Source organism: Pyramidobacter porci (assembly GCF_009695745.1).
GTDB lineage: Bacteria > Synergistota > Synergistia > Synergistales > Dethiosulfovibrionaceae > Pyramidobacter > Pyramidobacter porci.
Genome location: NZ_VUNH01000001.1, coordinates 21,655 through 39,924, shown reverse-complemented (window position 1 = coordinate 39,924; position 18,270 = coordinate 21,655). Strand labels below are relative to the sequence as shown.

General features: G+C 61.6%; 18 protein-coding genes. 3 read left to right on the top strand and 15 right to left on the bottom strand.

Annotated elements, in window-relative coordinates; genetic code table 11:
• The first annotated feature begins 46 nt into the window (after nucleotides 1-46).
• The 3 genes from FYJ74_RS00190 to FYJ74_RS00180 all read left to right on the top strand — a co-directional run bounded on the left by FYJ74_RS00190 (nucleotide 47) and on the right by FYJ74_RS00180 (nucleotide 2,728).
• Complete coding sequence (locus FYJ74_RS00190) at nucleotides 47-1,360, top strand: amidohydrolase (RefSeq protein WP_154527623.1); 1,314 nt, start codon at nucleotides 47-49, stop codon at nucleotides 1,358-1,360.
• A gap of 84 nt (nucleotides 1,361-1,444) precedes the next feature.
• Nucleotides 1,445-2,260 carry a DUF3100 domain-containing protein gene (locus FYJ74_RS00185; RefSeq protein WP_154527622.1) on the top strand — a complete coding sequence of 272 codons (816 nt, stop codon included), beginning with the start codon at nucleotides 1,445-1,447 and terminating at the stop codon, nucleotides 2,258-2,260.
• A 24-nt stretch (nucleotides 2,261-2,284) separates the two neighbouring features.
• Entirely contained in the window at nucleotides 2,285-2,728 is a 444-nt protein-coding gene (locus FYJ74_RS00180) for a DUF340 domain-containing protein (RefSeq protein ID WP_154527621.1), read from the top strand.
• 265 nt (nucleotides 2,729-2,993) lie between these two features.
• On the opposite strand, the gene FYJ74_RS11900 is transcribed toward FYJ74_RS00180, so the two are convergent.
• The 15 genes from FYJ74_RS11900 to FYJ74_RS00105 form a co-directional block, all read right to left on the bottom strand.
• Nucleotides 2,994-5,339, bottom strand: coding sequence for an endonuclease MutS2 (locus FYJ74_RS11900; protein WP_326830826.1), 2,346 nt, complete (start codon nucleotides 5,337-5,339; stop codon nucleotides 2,994-2,996).
• 13 nt (nucleotides 5,340-5,352) lie between these two features.
• A complete protein-coding gene (locus tag FYJ74_RS00170; RefSeq protein WP_154527620.1) occupies nucleotides 5,353-5,856 on the bottom strand; it encodes a CvpA family protein in 504 nt (167 codons plus the stop codon).
• Nucleotides 5,853-6,140 (bottom strand): flagellar biosynthesis protein FlaG, encoded by a 288-nt coding sequence (locus tag FYJ74_RS00165; protein ID WP_154527619.1) that lies wholly within the window; start codon nucleotides 6,138-6,140, stop codon nucleotides 5,853-5,855. The genes FYJ74_RS00170 and FYJ74_RS00165 overlap by 4 nt, the downstream gene beginning before the upstream one ends.
• A gap of 4 nt (nucleotides 6,141-6,144) precedes the next feature.
• Nucleotides 6,145-6,438: a hypothetical protein gene (locus FYJ74_RS00160; protein WP_154527618.1), complete on the bottom strand. Its 294-nt coding sequence runs from the start codon at nucleotides 6,436-6,438 to the stop codon at nucleotides 6,145-6,147.
• A 49-nt stretch (nucleotides 6,439-6,487) separates the two neighbouring features.
• The gene (gene pheT / locus FYJ74_RS00155; protein ID WP_154527617.1) at nucleotides 6,488-8,869 is read right to left on the bottom strand and encodes a phenylalanine--tRNA ligase subunit beta; all 2,382 of its coding nucleotides are present in this window, start codon (nucleotides 8,867-8,869) and stop codon (nucleotides 6,488-6,490) included.
• Nucleotides 8,869-9,912: a phenylalanine--tRNA ligase subunit alpha gene (pheS, locus tag FYJ74_RS00150; protein ID WP_154527616.1), complete on the bottom strand. Its 1,044-nt coding sequence runs from the start codon at nucleotides 9,910-9,912 to the stop codon at nucleotides 8,869-8,871. Before pheS ends, pheT begins: the two co-directional genes overlap by 1 nt.
• A 139-nt stretch (nucleotides 9,913-10,051) precedes the next feature.
• Nucleotides 10,052-10,408: a 50S ribosomal protein L20 gene (gene rplT / locus FYJ74_RS00145; RefSeq protein ID WP_154527615.1), complete on the bottom strand. Its 357-nt coding sequence runs from the start codon at nucleotides 10,406-10,408 to the stop codon at nucleotides 10,052-10,054.
• A 27-nt stretch (nucleotides 10,409-10,435) separates the two neighbouring features.
• Nucleotides 10,436-10,636, bottom strand: coding sequence for a 50S ribosomal protein L35 (gene rpmI / locus FYJ74_RS00140; RefSeq protein WP_009163741.1), 201 nt, complete (start codon nucleotides 10,634-10,636; stop codon nucleotides 10,436-10,438).
• Nucleotides 10,637-10,663: 27 nt separating this feature from the next.
• Entirely contained in the window at nucleotides 10,664-11,182 is a 519-nt protein-coding gene (infC, locus tag FYJ74_RS00135; protein ID WP_320634007.1) for a translation initiation factor IF-3, read from the bottom strand.
• A gap of 256 nt (nucleotides 11,183-11,438) precedes the next feature.
• Complete coding sequence (locus FYJ74_RS00130) at nucleotides 11,439-11,588, bottom strand: LuxR C-terminal-related transcriptional regulator (RefSeq protein WP_154527614.1); 150 nt, start codon at nucleotides 11,586-11,588, stop codon at nucleotides 11,439-11,441.
• Nucleotides 11,589-11,652: 64 nt separating this feature from the next.
• Complete coding sequence (thrS, locus tag FYJ74_RS00125) at nucleotides 11,653-13,575, bottom strand: threonine--tRNA ligase (RefSeq protein WP_195838748.1); 1,923 nt, start codon at nucleotides 13,573-13,575, stop codon at nucleotides 11,653-11,655.
• 80 nt (nucleotides 13,576-13,655) lie between these two features.
• Complete coding sequence (gene dut / locus FYJ74_RS00120) at nucleotides 13,656-14,093, bottom strand: dUTP diphosphatase (protein WP_154527613.1); 438 nt, start codon at nucleotides 14,091-14,093, stop codon at nucleotides 13,656-13,658.
• 2 nt (nucleotides 14,094-14,095) lie between these two features.
• The gene (locus FYJ74_RS00115) at nucleotides 14,096-16,351 is read right to left on the bottom strand and encodes a polyribonucleotide nucleotidyltransferase (RefSeq protein WP_154527612.1); all 2,256 of its coding nucleotides are present in this window, start codon (nucleotides 16,349-16,351) and stop codon (nucleotides 14,096-14,098) included.
• A gap of 196 nt (nucleotides 16,352-16,547) precedes the next feature.
• Nucleotides 16,548-16,814, bottom strand: a complete 267-nt coding sequence (gene rpsO / locus FYJ74_RS00110; protein ID WP_154527611.1) for a 30S ribosomal protein S15 — start codon at nucleotides 16,812-16,814, stop codon at nucleotides 16,548-16,550.
• Between the two features lie 215 nt (nucleotides 16,815-17,029).
• Nucleotides 17,030-18,256, bottom strand: coding sequence for an aminotransferase class I/II-fold pyridoxal phosphate-dependent enzyme (locus tag FYJ74_RS00105; RefSeq protein WP_154527610.1), 1,227 nt, complete (start codon nucleotides 18,254-18,256; stop codon nucleotides 17,030-17,032).
• Between the last annotated feature and the right edge of the window lie 14 nt (nucleotides 18,257-18,270).

The following is an 18,270-nucleotide window of genomic DNA, read 5'->3' as shown; positions in this document are numbered from 1 at the left end:
TTTTTCGCGCCGATGGGCGTTCTATGTTTGGGAGGAGGCGTTCTGATTGGTTGACAGAGAGTCGTTGAAGAAAAAAATTTTTGCTGCGGCCGACGCGGCGGAACCGATGGCCCGCGCCTATGCAGAGGACATCGCGGCCAACGCCGAGCTGGGTTTTTTCGAAAAGCGCACCAGCGGCAAACTGGCCGAAAATCTTGAATCGTTGGGATTGAAGCTGAAAAAGAGCATCGCGCTGACGGGGCTTCGCGCCGACATCGGCGAAAACAAAGGGCCCAAGATCGCGCTGATCGGCGAACTCGACGGCATCGTCTGCCGCAACCATCCGCAGGCCAATCCCGTCGACGGCGCTTCCCACAGCTGCGGGCACAATCTCCAGACCGCGATCGTGCTGACCGCGGCGGCGGCGTTGGTCAGGAGCGGCGTCATGAAGGAGCTCGACGGTTCCGTGACGCTGATGGCCGTTCCCGCGGAGGAGTTCATCGAGATCGACCGCCGCAAGAAGATGCGCGACGAGGGCACGATCGCCTATCTGTGCGGCAAGCCCGAATTCGTGCGCCTGGGCGAGTTCGACGACGTGGACATGGCAATGATGGTCCACGCGGGCGAGTTCTCCGCAGGCCCCGCGTTCTCCGTTCCCTATCACGGCAACGGCTTCCGCGTGTTCATGGTGCGCTACGAGGGCAAGCAGGCTCACGCTGCCGCCGCGCCCGACCAGGGCATCAACGCGCTTTACGCCGCGGTCGCGGGCATCAACGCCGTCAACACGCTGCGCGAAACGTTCCGCGACAACGATCACGTGCGCGTCCACTTCATCATCACCAAGGGCGGCGATTCGGTCAACAGCGTGCCCGATGACGTGCGTCTCGAAGGTTATGTCCGCGCCGCCGACGCGGCCGTGATCGATTCGGTGTTCGCCAAGGTGGAACGGGCCTTCAGGAGCGGCGCCGAGGCGCTGGGCTGCAAGTTCCACTTTACCAGCATCCCCGGCGACATGCCGCTGGCGGTTTGCGACTCGCTGAACCGGCTTTTTGCCGAAAACGCCGCGGCTCTGGTCGGACGCGACAACGTGCTGACGGGGTCCTACTTTGCCGCTTCGACGGACATGGGCGATATCTGTCACCTGATGCCCGGTATCCATCCTTCGGCGGGCGGTTCCGTCGGCGCGCTTCATTCCGCGCAGTTCAAGGTGACGGACTTCCGCGCCGCGGTGTTGGACTCGGCCAAGGTCCTGCTGGCGACGGTCGTCGATCTGCTGGCCGACGACGCGGCGAAGGCGCGCGAGATCATCGGCGGCTTCAAGCCCATTTACACGAAGGCGCAGTATCTTGCGGCGATGGACGCCCGTTTCTCCGAGCATTAGGTCATACCCGAAGGACGGTCGTCCTTCGGTCGAGCTTCGGTTTTATCTCTTCACATTTTCTATTTCAGAAGGAGGCTTTTTTGTATGGAAACTGTCGGCAAAGCATTGAGAAACTGGAAGATCCACGCTTTGGCGCTCGCCTTGTCGGTCGTCGCCGAGCTTATCGGCGGCAAAACGTTCGACGTCGGCCCGGCCAAGCTGGTTTTGGTGCCCATGTTCTATTCGTTCATTCTGGGCGCGATCATCAGCCTGCCCAAGATGAAAATTCTCTCCATGGACGATATGACGCAGGTCTCGTCGCTGGTCGGCGTGACGTTCTTCCTGCTCATGGCCCGTTACGGCACGCTGGTCGGTCCCAGTTTCTGGAAGGTCGTCCATTCGGCTCCCGCGCTTCTGCTGCAGGAGTTCGGCAACCTCGGCACCGCCTTGTTGGGCGTTCCCTTCGCCGTGCTGCTGGGGCTGCGCCGCGAAGCCGTCGGCGCCGCCTTCTCCAACGCCCGCGAGTCAAGCGTCGCTCTGGTCGGTGAAAAATACGGCATCGACTCTCCCGAAGGCTTGGGCGTCATGGGCGTATACATCACCGGCACCGTCTTCGGCGCTTTGTTCTGCAGCTTCATGAGCTCCATCATCGCCTCGACGATCTCCTGGTTCAGCCCCCAGGCTCTGGCGATGGCCTGCGGTACCGGCAGCGCCAGCATGATGACGACTTCTCTGGCTCCGCTTGTGGCGATGTTCCCCGATCTGAAGGAAGAGCTTACGGCTCTGGCTGCTTCCAGCAACATGCTCTCCGGTCTGGACGGCCTGTACATGTCGGTCTTCATCGGCCTGCCTCTGACCGAGTTCCTCGTCCGCCTCTGCGGCGTGAAGGACGCTCCGAGCAAGCCCGGCGCGCAGAAGTAGTCCAGAAGAAGGGAGTATACGACCATGACTAATGTACAGCTTGTCCTTTTCATGCTCATCGATACCTTCCTGAGCGTCGTCGTCAATATGATGCAGGGCGTCGCCCTTGCCGACACGCTGCTGGGCATGGCGGTGTTGCTCGGCATCGTCGCGGCCGGCGTGATCATCCATAAGCTGATCCCCTGGAAGGGGCTTCCCGCGGTCGCTTACATCACCACACTGGGCTGCCTCGTGACGATCCCCGATCTGCTGCCCGGCGCGGCATTCATCAGCAAGGCCGCCGGCAAGATCGGCTTTGTCGGCCTCTGCACGCCCATCCTGGCCTACGCCGGACTGGCGCTCGGCAAGGACATCAACCTTCTGAAAAAACAGGGATTGAGGATCATCCTCGTCGGACTGGTGGTCTTTGTGGGAACGTTCCTCGGTTCCGCGATTATCGCCGAAGTGGTCCTTCGTTTCATGAAGTAAAAGATCGGATTAAAATGGAAACGAGAGCCCAATCCTCTTGGCAGGACTGGGCTCTCGTTTTTTGTTTGCCGCCCGCGCGGCAGATCGAGGCGAAGAACGCCGGCGGCGAAGAAAATTCATGCTATTTCTCAATTAAAAGGCCGAACGCAAGGTGCTGCGGGGGAGACTCACAAAGCGAGCTGCGCAGCAGTCGAGGCAGTTCTGAGCGACTGAACTCCCCCGCAGCCCCGAAAACTGTGCTAATGCTTTCTATCAAGAATTAGTATCAGCGGAATTTCACGATGGTCACGCCCCAGCCGCCTTCGGAGTGGTCGCCGAGACGGTACTCGGAAACGTAAGGCAAACGGGCGCAGAGCTGATGCACAAGCTTGCGCAGGATGCCTTCGCCGCGGCCGTGAATGACGGCGACTTCGCCGTACCCGGCGCGCATGGCCTGGTCGAGGTAGCGCTCCACCAACGGGATTGCTTCGTCGGCCAGCATGCCGCGCACCATGATGGAGCTGGGCACGCCTTCCGGACGCCGCACGATGGCGATTTCGTCCGCGCTCTGCCGCGCCTGGGGTGGTGCGGCGGTCGGCGTCAACTTCGCCAGCGGCACGGTGATGCGCATGGCGCCGGCCTGCACTTCGGCGTTCTTGCCGTCGATGGCCACGATCTCGCCCTTGACGCTGCTGTCGCTGAGCTTCACGGGCGAGCCGACCGCCAATCGCGGCGAGGCGGGAGGCGTGCGCCGCACTTCAATAGCGTTCTGGCGCACGGCCGACGTGCCGCGGGTCTTGTCGATCTGCATTTTTTGCCGGGCCATCTCGCGGTGTCCGGCCGAGCGCGCCGCGCCTTGCAGTGATTTGAGCAGCGAACGGGCTTTCGCCTCGGCGTCGTCGAGAACTTTTTGCGATTCGCGTTCCGCTTTCAGGATCATTTCGTCCCGTTTCCGCTCGGTTTCGGAACGGCTCTGCTGAAGTTTTTTCCTTTCGGCGTCAAGCCTCTGTTTTTCCTGCGCCAGTTCGCGCGAGAGCTTCTCGACGGCTAAGCGTTTTTCCTGCAGCTGGCCGATCAGGCGCTCGACGTTCAGCTCGTCGGAATTCAGACACTCTTCGGCCCGCTTGACGATGTCGGGCGGCATGCCGTAGCGTTGGGCGATCGCCAGGGCGTTGCTCTGGCCGGGGATGCCGACGAGCAGATGATACGTGGGGCTGAGGGTCTTCATGTCGAAGTCGACGCAGGCCGCCTCCACGCCGGGCGTAGTGGTCGCGAAGCGTTTGATCGGATTGTGATGCGTCGTCGCCAGCACGAGGGTCTTGCGGCGCAAAAACTCCTCCAGCACGGCGATGCCCAGGGCCGCGCCTTCCTGCGGGTCGGTGCCGGCGCCCAGTTCGTCGAGCAGCGCCAGCGAATCGGCATCGGCGTTTTCGAGCATCGAAACGATGCGCTTCAAATGGGAGCTGAACGTCGAAAGGCTCTGTTCGATGCTCTGCTCGTCGCCGATATCGGCGTAAATCGCGGAGATGTTGCCGACGCAGGAGCCGTCGCCGGCGGGCACGGGCAAGCCGCACCAGGCCAGGTACACGGCCAGAGCGCACGTTTTCAGCGCCACGGTCTTGCCGCCGGTGTTCGGTCCCGTCACCACGAGGGCGCGAAAATCCCGGCCGCAAGAAACGTCGATGGGAACGGCGCGCTCGCCCAGCAGCGGGTGACGCACGTCGTAAAAGCAAAACTCGGAGCGTTTGACCAGCTCGGGGATGCGCCAGCGTTTGAAATGGATCAGGTCGTCCATGCAGTAGAACAGGTCGAGCTGCGCCAGCGCCGTTTCCGCTTCGTTCACGGCGTTTCGGCGGTCGAGAAGCATTTTCGTCAGCTCGCCGAAAATGCGGTGCTCCTCCTGGCGCTGCTGCTCCAGCAGCGCCGCGATGCGGTTATTGAAGACGACGAGGGCGTGCGGCTCCATGTAGACGGAGTTGCCCGACGCCGACTTGTCGGTGACGATGCCGGGGAAGCGGTTGATAAAAGCCTGTTTCACCAACACGGCGAAGCGGCCGCTGCGCATCGAAAGCACGCGTTCCTGGAGCATGCCGCTGGAGGGGCCGTTCAGGAAGCCGTTGCCCACAGCGCGCGCTTCGCGCCGTTTCTGGTCCAGTTCGGCGCGGATCTCGCGCAGTTTGGGCGAAGCGCCGTCGGCCAGCGAGCCGTCGCTGTTCAAGACCGAAAGCCGTTCGAGTTCGTCCGAGAATTCACGGATACGGTCACAAAACCAGACCAGCGGCGGGAACTTCTCCTTTGCCGCCTGCGCGCATTCCTTGACGGCCATGGCCAGCGTCAGCAGGACGCGGACCTTCAGCAGCTCCTCCCCCAGCAGCAGCCCCGTATGGCGCGCCTCGTCCAGCGCTGCGGAGACGACCTGCACCGCCTCGTTCCACGGGAAGTTCCCGCCGCTTTCGATAAAGTTCAAATAAGCCGCCAGCAGATTCTGGCGGCTTATCAGACTTTTCATGTCGGCGGCAGGCTCTATCCGGACGAGAGCCGCGCGTCCCAGTTCACTTCTCGCGCCCGCTGCAAGGAGCTCGAGGACGTCGTCGATCTCGAGCGACTGCCGCGCCTCTTCGTTGATTTTCACCTCGGATCACCAACTATACGATCTGTTTCGGGAAAAAAGCGTCGAGAGAGTCTTTGATGTCGGGAAGGACCGCATTGACGAGCAGCACCGTACGGCTGTTTCGCAGTTCCACGCCGGGCAGAAAACGCTCGGCATGCTGCAGCGTCACGACGACGAGGATCACGATCGCCGCGCCCTTGACGCCGCCGACCAGAAAACCGCACAGACGATCCAGCGCCGACAGCGACACCATCGACAGCAGCGCGCGGAAGAGCTTGCCGATCAGCGCGCAGACGATGCAGACGGCAAAGAAAACGAGCGCGATCGCGATCATCCGGCTCACCGAAGCGTTGAGCGAGCCGAAAAGATTCCTGAGCGCGGCGTCCACCGGATCGGCGTATTTGAAGCCGAAATAAACGCCGCCGATGATGCCGGCCAGGGAAAAGATCTCGCCGGAAAAACCGCGGAAAATCCCCTTGACGGCGAAAAAGACCACGATCAGCAGCATGCAAAGGTCGAATCCGTCCACAAGGGTCATTCCGCGCCTTCTTTCCGCTCGCTCTTCTCCGGCGCGCCGTCGCCGGCAGAATAATATTTGCTCAGGAGCAGATCGAGTTTTCCCTCGATCTGCTTCAGCTTATACGCCATGTACATCCAGCCGAGGACCAGCCGCCGCTCTTGGTCGACTTTGGGGTCGAGGGACGCAAACAGTTTCCGGCTGAATTCGACGATTTCGTCAAACTGTTCGGGCTTAAGAGCCGTACGAAGGAGGTAGGTCTTGGTGCCGAGAGTGACTCTTGCCTCCCGGGTGTTATCCTCCATGTTCTTACCGCCTTTCGAAGCCGGCGTCGGGCAGGATGTTTTTCAAGCTCTTGGCGATATCGTCAAGCTTGCTCTCGAGAGCTTCCTTCTCCTTCTGAAGGTTCATCTTCTCCCGCTCGAGCTCCTCGATGACGCGGTCTTTCTCCTTGAGCGCGCGGATCTTGTCGAGCTCTTTTTCATCCAGCTGCTTCTTCACCTTCGCCAGCTCGTCCTGCAAAGAAGCGTTGGACGCGGCGAACTCGCCGATACGGCCGGAAACGCGCTCCAGAAGCTGATCGAGTTCGGATAAATTGGTCATCATTTCTTCCTCCTTAGTTTTCCGCATTTCTGCAAGGATCTGCGTCTTATTATCTCAGTTTATAGCCCTTTTGTTCAAGCCCCGAACGAACGCCGTTGTGTTCTTCTTCCACTTCGGCGTCTTTCAGCGTGCGCTCGCTCAGACGGTACGCCATCGAGAAAGCCATGCTGCGGAATCCCTCCGGCACGCCCTGGCCTTCGTAGACGTCGAAAAGGCGCACGGTGCTCAGCAGCGAGCCGGCCACTTCGCGGATGTCGGCGATCACCTTGTCGGCGGGCACATCCCTGGCGACGAGCATGGAAATGTCGCGGTAGACCGGCGGATAGGGATTGTTTTTGGCATAACGGGGCAGCGGCGTTTCCATAAAAGGCTCCACGTCCAGCTCGAAAGCGTACAGCGGCGTGTCGAGATCGAGCTGAGCGGCGATGTCGGGCTTCAGGCACATCAGATAGCCGATGGTCTTGCCGTCGAACAGGATCTCGGCCGTCTGGCCGGCGTGCCCGTCGGCGCGCTGCGCCCGGCGGAACGTCAGCGCGGCGTTGCAGCTCCGGGCCAGCGCTTCCACGTCGCCCTTGACCAACATGAAATCCTCTTTCGAGGACGCGTAGAGCGCGCGTTTTTCCTTGCCGCTGAAGGCAATGCCGCCGATGCGCTCCACCTCTTTGACAGCGCCGTTTTCCGGCACAAACACGCGGCCGAACTCGAAGACGCGGATCGGATCGCGCCAGCCGCCGCGCACCGCTTTGCCGACACCGTTCAGCAGCCCGGGAAGCAGCGAAGGACGCATCACCGACATATCGGCACTGATCGGATTGGCCACGACCTTGCATTGGCCGGCCTCGGGATAACGAAGCAGCGTCAGGCTCTCGGGGCTGACGAAGCTCAGCGTCACCGCTTCGGTATAACCGCGACCGATCGCCACGGAACGGAGCAGGCGCTGCAGCCGCATGGCCGGACTGAGCGCTCCGGCGCGGTGCAGAACGGGGATCGTTGGCTCGATCGCGTCGTAACCGCGGATACGTCCGACTTCCTCGATCAGATCTTCTTCGATGGCGATGTCGCAGCGGCGCGTCGGTACTTCGTATTCGGCGCTGTCCCGATCGCCGGCCGCTTTTTCGATGCCGAGGCGCTTCAAGATCGCCTCGGCCCCGTTCATGTCGTCCCAGACGAGGATCTTCTTCATCTTTCCCGCCGTCAGAGGTACGCGGGCCGGCCGGATTTCGCCGTTCTGAACGTAAAAGTTGCGCGAGAAGGCGCGCACGCCGCCCCACTGCTCCATCAGATGCAGCGCGTAGTTCATGGCGGTCTCCGTCAGCAGAGGATCGACGCCGCGGGAATAGCGGAACGAAGCTTCGCTGGGGATGCCGAGGCGGCGCGAAGTTTTGCTGACGAAGGGAGCCGCGAAGTTGGCGCTTTCCAGGAGAACGTGTTCCGTCTTGTCGGTGATTTCCGAGTTGAGTCCGCCCATGACGCCGGCCAGCGCCACGCCGACGCCGCTGCTGGAGATGACAAGGTCGGAGGGCAGCAACTTGTGGGTTTTGCCGTCGAGCGTGACGAGCTCCTCGCCGTCTCGGGCGGCGCGCACGCCGATGTTGCGCCCCGGCAGGCTGGCCGCGTCGAAAGCGTGCAGCGGCTGGCCGAGGGCGAGCATCGCGTAGTTGGTGGCGTCGACGATGTTGTTGATGGGGCGCATGCCCGACATGCACAGTCTCACGCCGGCCTGCAACGGCGACGGAGCGATCCGGACCGAATCGGCCATGCCGAGGCGGTAGGCGCGGCAGCCTTCGCTTCCGAGCGTGATCCCTTCGAACGGCAGCGTCCACTCGCCGTCGTAGCCCGGCTTGGGAACGGCGGGCACGTGCAGATCGCACTGCGGGAACAGCGCGTGGATCTCCAGCGCCGCACCGAGAACGCTGAGCAGATCGCCGCGGTTCGGCGTCACCGACATGTCGAAGACTGTGTCGTCCAGCCCCAGCCACGCGCCGGCATCGGCGCCGAGCGGCGCGTCCTGCGGCAGGATGAGGATGCCGTACACATCGGTCAGATCGGGCACGCCCAATTCCTTGGCCGACGCCATCATGCCGGCGCTGTTGAAACCGTCGAAATCGCGATACTCCAGCTCCATGCCGCCGGCCGTCGACGAGCCGGGCGCGAACCAGGGGATCACGTCGCCCAGCTTCACGTTCGGCGCCGCGGTGACGCAGAGCGGATACTCCTTCTCCCCCACGTCCAGGCGGGTCACTTTCAGACCCGATTTGGTCGGATGCTGCGAGCACTCGACGATCTTGGCGATGCGCACGCCTCTGACGGCCGCGCCGGGACGCATAATGGATTCGATCTCGGTGCCCGTCACCGTCAGCTTCTCGGCGATCTCTTCAAGAGGCGCGTCAAGCGTGATGAAATCTTTCAGCCAGTTGATGGAGAGCAACATTATTCATGCCTCCCGGAAAGAAGATAGGAAACGTCGCCGTCGAACAGTGCGCGGAGATCCGTCAGCCCGTACTTGAGCATGGCGATGCGGTCGAGCCCCATGCCCCAGGCGAAACCGTTGTATTTGTCGGGGTCGATGCCGCCGTAGCGCAGCACGTTGGGATGGCACATGCCCATGCCGCCGATCTCGAGCCAGCCGGTGCCCTTGCAGATTTGGCAGTGGCAATCGGAACCGCCGCACTTGAAGCACTCGATGTCGACTTCCATCGACGGCTCCGTGAACGGGAAGTAGCTGGCGCGGTAGCGGGCTTTCAGCTTCCTGCCGAAGACGCCGTGGATCATCGCTTCGAGGCAGCCTTTGAGGTCGCCGACGGAGATGGATGTGTCGACGACCAAGCCTTCGACCTGATGGAACATCGGCGAGTGCGTGGGGTCGTTGTCGCGGCGATAGACGCGCCCGGGGCAGGCCACGCGCAGCGGCGCGCCCATGTCGAGCATGGCGTGGATCTCCATGCCGGAAGTGTGCGTGCGCAGCAGGCGTCCGTCGCCGAAGTAAAACGTGTCCTGCATGTCGCGGGCCGGGTGGTGCGGCGGGATGTTCAGCGCTTCGAAGTTGAAGAAGTCCGTCTCGATCTCCGGACCGGTCACGGTCACGAATCCCAGCCCTTCAAGGACTTCCAGCACCTCCATCGTCACCTGCACGACAGGATGCACGCCGCCGTAGGCCCGGCCGCGGGCAGGCTGCGTGACGTCGACGCGGTCGCGCAGCTCCATCTCCGTCAAGCGGCGGCGTTCAAGCGTTTCGATCGCCTCGTCGAGCTTGCCCTGAAACTCCGCCTTGGCGCCGTTGATGATCTTGCCCATTTCGGGACGCTCCTGCGGCGACAGCTTGCCCAGCATTTTCTGCAGGCCCGTCATCGCCCCCTTCTTGCCGAAGACCGCGATCCGGCAGTCGTTCAGCGATTCGAGCGTGGCGCCGTCTTTCAGAGCCGACTCGACAACCGCGCGGATTTTCTCTATTTCAAGAGCGATTTCACTGCTCATGATGTTTCCTCCTTGTCCGTTCCCGCCCAGAACTTCCTGTTCTCAGACAGGCCTCATAAAACAGAAGGGCTCCTGTCATTCTGTGACAGGAGCCCTTCGCTCTCTTCATTGAACAGGTTGAAGAGCTCTTCGTCCAACCCTACTTGGTCAACGCCTGACGAGCCTGCTCGGCGATGCCGCGGAAGGCCGCCATGTCGTTGACCGCAAGATCGGCAAGCATCTTGCGGTTCACTTCGATGCCGGCCTTCTTCAGGCCGTTCATGAAGAAACTGTACGACATGCCCTCCATGCGCGCGGCCGCGTTGATGCGGGAGATCCACAGACGGCGGAAATCCCTCTTCTTGCGGCGGCGGTCCTTGAACATGCTGCTCAGGGCGTGCAGATAGGCCTCGCGGGCGCGGCGGTAATTGTTCTTCTTATGGCCGAAGAAACCCTTGGTGATGGAAAAAAGCTTCTTGTACTTTCTATCGCTGGAACTGGCTGCTTTAACGCGCATCGATCTTCACCTCTGAAAATTTCGAACTTACTTGCCGGGCATCATCAGACGCAGCATCTCTTCCTGCCCGTTGGCAAGAAGCCCCGCCTGGCGCAGGCGGCGATGTCTCTTGGCGTTCTTGGTGCTCAGAAGGTGACGGCGTCCGTTCTTCTGATACTTGATCTTGCCGCTGCCCGTGTACGAAAAGCGCTTTTTCGCGCCGGAATGAGTCTTTGCTTTCCAGACCATACTGACAACCTCCGTAAAATTCGCTTTCTATTCTTTGCTGTCGCCTCTGGCGGAACCAGGAAGCGGCACAAACAACGCTCTCATGTAGCGGCCTTCCATGCGCGGCTCTTCGTCCATCTTGCCGACGGCGGCGCAGTCAGCCGCGACGCGGTTAATGACCTCACGGCCCTTGTCCAAAAACGCCATCTCTCTGCCGCGGAAGAATATGGACACCTTTACGCGGTGCCCGCTTTCGAGGAACTTGATCACGGCCCTCGTCTTAAAATCGTAATCGTGTTCGTCGATCTTGGGACGCATCTTGATTTCCTTGAGCGCCTGCACCTTCTGCTTCTTGCGGGCGTCCTTGTCGCGCTTCTGCTGCTGGTAGCGGTACTTGCCAAAATCAAGAATGCGGCACACGGGCGGATTGCCGTCCGGCGCGACTTCCACAAGATCCAGCTCACGCTCTTCCGCTGCGGCGATTCCTTCAGCCGGAGTCATCACGCCAAGTTTCTTGCCCTCGTTGTCGATCACAAGAATCTGCTCGGCGTTGATCTCTTCGTTCACTCTCGGCTCGTCGGGCATTTTTTTAGCTATGTGAGTCACCTCCACAAGATTTTACCGCGATAAAAAAATGAGGAAAGGCTCCGCCTCTCCTCATGCACATTCACACACTCCGTGACGTCCACGCATGACCCGCCAGCTGCCGAAAGGCGCCGCGCGGGCGAGAGGAAATCCTCTGCTTCTCTATCGCTTGTGAGAGTATAACACCCGCGGGCAATTTGCGCAAGCGCCGATTTCGCGCCCCTCCGGCCGCCGATCGTCAGTTTCCCCGCCGCAGCAGCCAAGCGGTCAGCTCGGCGCGGAAAGCGACGCCGGTCTTGCAGAACGCCCGCGCCGGAAAGGATTTGACCGTCGCCACGGAAACGTGCATCCGCCAGGCGATCTCGTCGTTCGTCAGCCCGTGCCCCACCAGCCCGGCACTTCGCGCTCGCGCTCCGAAAGCAGCGCCCCGCTGCCGTTCTCCGTTTTTCGCGTTACCGGCCGAGCCTGACGCGGAAGTTTTCCTTCTCGGGGTCGTACTGTTCCGCCAAAAGCCCGGTGAAGGCGGCGAAATCCATGCTGCCGAGGTCGCCTTTGGCGCGGTCGCGGACGGCCACGGTGCGCGCTTCCACTTCCTTGTCGCCGATCACGAGCATGTAGGGCACTTTTTCCATCTGCGCGTCGCGAATCTTGCGCCCCAGCTTTTCGTCGCGGCGGTCGATCTCGACGCGGACGTTCAGATCCTGAAGTTTCTCGGCCACCTCGCGGGCGTAGGGCAGATGATCGTCACTCACCGCGAGCAGCTTGACCTGCACGGGGGCCAGCCAGTAGGGGAAGACGCCGGCGTAGTTCTCGATGAGAATGCCCATGAAGCGCTCGATGCTGCCCAAAATCGTGCGATGCAGCATGACGGGGCGGTGTTCCTTGCCGTCGGCGGCGACATAGGTCATGTCGAACTTTTCGGGCATCGTGAAGTCGAGCTGGATGGTGCCGCACTGCCAGGTGCGGCCGATGCAGTCTTCCAGATGAAAGTCGATCTTGGGGCCGTAGAAGGCGCCGTCGCCGGGGTTGAGCACGTACGGGGTGCCGGTCTCCTCGAGCGTCTCGCGCAGGGCGTTCTCGGCGATCTCCCAGAGCTCGTCGCTGCCCATGGAGTTCTCGGGACGGGTGGACAGTTCCACGTAGTACTTGAAGCCGAAGACGTGCGTGTACACGTAATCGTCAAGCTTCATGATCAGCTTCACTTCGTCCTTGATCTGCTCGGGCGTGCAGAAGTGGTGCGCGTCGTCCTGGGTGAAGCAGCGCACGCGCATGAGGCCGTGCAGCGCGCCGGAAAGCTCGTGCCGGTGCACGACGCCCAGCTCGCCCATGCGTATGGGCAGCTCACGGTAGCTGTGCTTGCTGGTCTTGTAAATGATGATGCCGCCCGGGCAATTCATCGGCTTGATCGCGTGCGGGATGTCGTCGATGGTGGTGAAGTACATGTTCTCGCGGTAATGGTCCCAGTGGCCGGAACGGAGCCACAGGTCGCGGTTGAGAATCTGCGGCGTGCGGGCCTCGGTATAGCCGTTGAGGAAATGCAGACGACGCCAGAAGGACATGAGCTTGTTCATGACGACCATGCCCTTGGGATGGAAGAACGGGAAGCCGACGCCCTCGTTATGCAGGCTGAACAGGTCGAGTTCCTTGCCCAGCTTGCGGTGGTCGCGGCGGCGCGCCTCTTCCATGCGGGTAATATAAGCGTCGAGCTCTTCCTGCGTGTTGAAGGCGGTGCCGTAGATGCGGGTCAGCATGATGTTGTGCTCGTCGCCGCGCCAATACGCCCCGGCCATCGACAGCAGCTTGAAGTGTTTCAAAAAGCGCGTGTTGGGCACGTGCGGGCCGCGGCACAGATCGACGTAGTCGTCCTGCCAGTACAGGTTGACGGTCTCGTCGCCGACGCCTTCGAGAATTTCGACTTTGTAGGGATCGTTGCGTTCCTTGAACAGTTTGATGGCGTCGTCCACGCCGACGCGCTCGCGGCGCAGCGGAATGGAGCGCTTGGCGATGCGGCGCATTTCCTTTTCGAGGGCAGGCAAAATTTCCTCGGAGACGGTCTCGGGGAATTCGATGTCGTAGTAAAAGCCGTCTTTGATCGTCGGGCCAATGGCCACTTTGGCGCCCGGATACAAGTTCATGACGGCTTCGGCCAGCAGATGCGCCGTGGAATGGCGGACGATTTCGATGCCCTCTTCCGTCTCCGGCATGATCGGCCTGACTTCCGCGTCATGATCGACCACGACGTCGAGATCTCTTTCTTCTCCGTCGACGAAAGCGGCGACGGCTCCCTTGCCAAGCTTCCAGCGGGAAAGAATATCTCCGGCTTTAAGCGCTTCGCTCTCAAGCATTTGCCCTTCAGGGCCACGGTATTTGAACATTTTGCTGCCTCCTTTAAAACGCGATGCACGTACTTTGCGCAGCGCGCTGCTTTATGGTGCCGATGCTGCCTTGACGGGCCCTAACGGGTTCCCGTGCTTCCGAAGCCGCCGCTCTGGCGGCCTGTCTCGTTGAGCGTTTCGCTGGGCTGCCAGCTGACCCGCGTGACGGGAGCCACCACCATCTGGGCGATACGGTCGCCCGCATGGATGGGAAAAGGCTCGCGGCCCAGGTTTACCAAAATCACGCGGATCTCTCCGCGATAATCGGCATCGATCGTGCCCGGCGCGTTCGGAACCGAAATGCCGTGTTTCAGAGCCAGTCCGCTTCGGGGGCGGATCTGGGCTTCATACCCTTCGGGCAGTTCGATGTAAAGGCCGGTTCCGACGCCGGCGATTTGGCCGGGTTCGAGCACCAGATCTTCGCCGGCGCGGAGATCCATCCCCGCCGCCTGGGCCGTAGCGTACTCGGGCAACGGGATGTTTTCGTTCTCGCGCCGGATCTTGACGATCAGCGTCATGATCAGCGGCGGTCGCGGCGGAACGGACCGCGGTCGCCCCGGCGCTCACGGTCGCCGTCGCGGCGGGGAGTTCTGTCGCGCGAAGGGGCGGACGCGTCAGGCAAAGCGGCGATCATTTTGTCGCGCTCTTCCTCTGCGGGAAGGTACTGCGTCAGCCCGGCCGACTCGATCAGGGCGGGATCGGCCAGCAAACGGCGGCGCGACAGGTTGATGCGGTTCTGGTCGTCGATCTCTTTGACTTCGACGATGACGTGATCGCCGGGAGCGAAAACGTCTTCGACCTTGCCGATGTGTTTGGTGCTGATCTCGCTGATGTGAAGCAGGCCTTCCTTGCCGGGCAGCACTTCGACGAACGCGCCGAAGGCCATCAGGCGGGTGACGGTGCCGTAGAAAGCTTCGCCGGCTTCGACCTCGCGGACGATGTCGTGGATCATGCGGCTGGCTTTTTCGACGCTGTCGGGCGACACGGCGCAGATGTACACGCTGCCGTCGTCCTCGACGTTGATCTTGGCGCCGCTCTCCTGGACGATGTTGCGGATGATCTTGCCGCCGGGGCCGATCACGTCGCGGATCTTGTCCACGTCGATGTTCATCGTGAAGATGCGGGGGGCGTTGGGCGACAGCGGCGCGGGCTCGGGGATGCAGGCTTCCATCGCGTCGAGGATCTGCATGCGGGCCTGGTGGGCCTGCATCAGGGCGCGGGACAGGATCTCGCGGGTGATGCCGCCGGCCTTGTTGTCCATCTGCAGCGCCGTGACGCCGTCGCGGGTGCCGGCAACTTTGAAGTCCATGTCGCCGTAATGGTCTTCCAGTCCCTGGATGTCGGTGAGGATGACCATGTCGTCGCCTTCCTTGATCAGCCCCATGGCGATGCCGGCCACGTGCTTTTTCATGGGCACGCCGGCGGCCATCATCGAAAGGCTGCCGCCGCAGATCGAAGCCTGCGAGCTGGAGCCGTTTGACTCGAGGATGTCAGAGACGACGCGGACGACGTAGGGGAAATCTTCTTCGCCGGGCACCAGCGGCGCCAGCGCGCGCTCGGCCAGAGCGCCGTGGCCGATCTCGCGCCGTCCGGGGCCGCGCATGGGCTTGATCTCGCCCACGGAATAGGGGGGGAAGTTGTAGTGCAGCAGGAATCTTTTGTTGGGCTCGTCGAGTTTCAAACCGTCGATGATCTGATCGTCCTCGCCCAGCATGCCCAGCGTGGTGACCACCAAGGCCTGCGTCTCGCCGCGGGTGAACAGCGCCGAACCGTGGACTTTGGGCAGCACGTTCACTTCGCAGGAAATGGGACGGATCTCGTCGGTGGCTCGGCCGTCGGCGCGGATCTTGTCGCGGGCCGTGATCGTGCGCATCGTGCTCTTGACCAGCGATTCCACCGCGCCGGCGATGTAGCCTTCGGCGTCGGCATAGACGCCGTTGAAATGGGCCGTCGTCTTCTCCACCAGCGCGGAGATCGCGGCACCGCGCTCCTTCTTGCCGTGGATCATCACGGCCTTCGCGGTCTCTTCGCTCAGGTTGTCCTTCACCCAGCGGTCGATCTCCTCGATCGCCAGCGGCGCGGGCAGCACCGTCTTGGGCTGGCCGATCTCCTCGCGGATCCGCAGCTGAAAGGCGACGATCTTTTTGATCTCGTCCTGCGCCGTCTGCAAGGCATCGACAAGCAGATCTTCGGACACTTCCTTGGCGCCGGCTTCGACCATGGTGATGCCGCCGGCGTGCCCCGCCACCGTCAGATCGAGCGTGCTCTCGGCCATCTGCTCCTCGGTGGGATTGACGACGAGTTCGCCGCCGATGCAGCCCATGCGCACGGCGCCGACCGGGCCGCTCCAAGGGATGTTGGAGATCGTCAGCGCCATGGAAGCGGCGTTGATGGCGAGGATGTTGGCGGGATTTTTCTGGTCGACCGCCAGCACCGTGGCGACGACGTGCACGTCGTTGCGCATGGAATCGTCGAAGAGCGAACGGATCGAGCGGTCCACGACGCGGGCGCTGAGAATGGCCGTCTGCGAGGGGCGGCCTTCTCTCTTGATGTAGCCGCCGGGGATCTTGCCGGCGGCGTAATAGCGTTCTTCAAAATCGACAAGCAGGGGAAAGAAATCCAATCCCACGCGGGGCTTGTCCGACATGCAGGCCGTGGTGAGAATGGTCGTTTCTCCGTGAGACGCCACGACGGCGGCATTGGCCTGCTTGGCGACTTTTCCGGTTTTGAAAACCAGATCCTGGCCGCCGACGTTCAGTGTGTAGGTCTTTTCCATATAAAAGACTCCTCCTCTTTCTTTTCGATCGCGATATATAATAGCGTAAGAATATCACAATTTCATATAAATGCGAGGGCCGAATTTCAAGATCAGCGAACAAATCCGGGAAAATCGCCCGTAGAATCCCTAAAAACTTTTTTGTCAAAAAAGAAAGAGAGCCCCGAACGAACGGGACTCTCTCTTTCCGTTTGGCTTAATGACGAAGACCCAGGCTTTCGATCAGCTGCTTGTAGCGGTTGAAATCCTTGCCGCTCAGGTAGCGCAGAAGCTTGCGACGCTTTCCGACAAGGGTCAGAAGGCCCTTCTTGGAGTGATGATCGTGAACGTGCACGCGCAGGTGATCGGTGAGGTCGCGGATCCTCTGCGTGAGGACGGCGATCTGCACCTCGGGCGAGCCGGTATCGGTGGGATGCACGCGATACTTCTCGATAAGCTCCGTTTTGACTGACTTCTCCAACATAACGCTTCACCTCATGGGGCAATAATCCTGAAACAACGTAGCTCCTCTCCGACTTTGCGCTCCATGGAAGCAAAGCGGAACGGGAAACTCCCGAGGGGGAGCAACGGAGTAACAGGTCGAAAAGCATTGTAGCATCGCTTCGCAAGAGTTGCAAGCTCTTTTTCGCAAGGGGCGGGAAAAGCGGCCGCCGGACCGACGGCCGCCGGAAAACAAATTTAGCCCCTGAACGAGGCGATCACCGACAGAACTTCGTCGATGTCGGCTTCGGTGTGGTCCGCGTTGATCTGGAAGCGGATCTCCTCGGCACCCTTGGGGACGACGGGGTAGGTCATGCCGGTGGCCAGTACGCCGTGCTCCGTCAGATGAGCGACCAGCGCTTTGGTGCGGGCCGTGTCGTGGAGCACGAGCGGCGTCACGGGATGTTCGCCGGGGATCGTCTCGTAACCAAGCTTGACCAGGCCGTCCTCAAAGCGCTTGGTCACGGCGCGCAGATGGGCGAGAATCGTGCGGCCCTCTTCGCTGTCGAGGATCTCCAGCGCCTTCATGGCCGCATACGCCTCGCCGACGGTGATGGGGTTCGAATAGATGTACATGGCGGCGTGCTCGCGCAGATACGTGATCAGCGCGCGCGAGCCGACGACGTAGCCGCCGTTGACGCCGTACGCCTTGCCGAGCGTGCCCATCAGCACGTCGACGCGGGCGCCGGTGATCTCCTCCGTGCCGCGTCCCGTCGTGCCGAAGGCGCCGACGCCGTGGGAATCGTCGACCACGACGAAGGCGTCCTCGGCGAAACGATCGTCATAGCTGTGCACCAGTTCGACGATCTCCTTCAGGGGCGCATAGTCGCCTCTCATGCTGAAGATGCCGTCGGTCACCACCAGAGCTCGTTTGGCACCGCTTGCCACGGCTTCGTCCAGGCAGCGCTTGAGGTCGTCGAGGGAATTGTGCTTGTAGACGGCGCGCAGTCCCGACTTGCCCAGGCCAAGTCTGATGGCGTTGATGATGCTGTTGTGGTTCAGCTCGTCGCTGACGACGAAGGTTTCCTTGCTGATCAGCGAGGTCAGGACGCCGCCGACGGTCACGTAGGCGGCGCTGAAAATCATGGCGTCCTCGCGGCCGTGGAAGGCGGCCAGCTTGTGTTCCAGATCGCGGTGCGCCTTGAAGGTGCCGCTGATGAAGCGGACCGCGCCGGGGCCGACGCCGTATTTGCGCGTCCCCTCTTCCTCCGCGGCGATCATGTCCTCGCGCAGCGACAGGCCCAGGTAGGAATTGGAATTCATGCGGATGAATTCCTTGGCGCCCTCCCCTTTCAGGAAATAACGGGGGCCTTTGGCGCCTGCGCCCTTTTTCACGTCGACGATGATCTGCTCCTTGCCCTTCAGACGGCCTTCCTGCTTCAGCTTTTCAAGCTCCGCCGTCAGTACCGCTTCGAGTTTTTTCATTGTACGAATGCCTC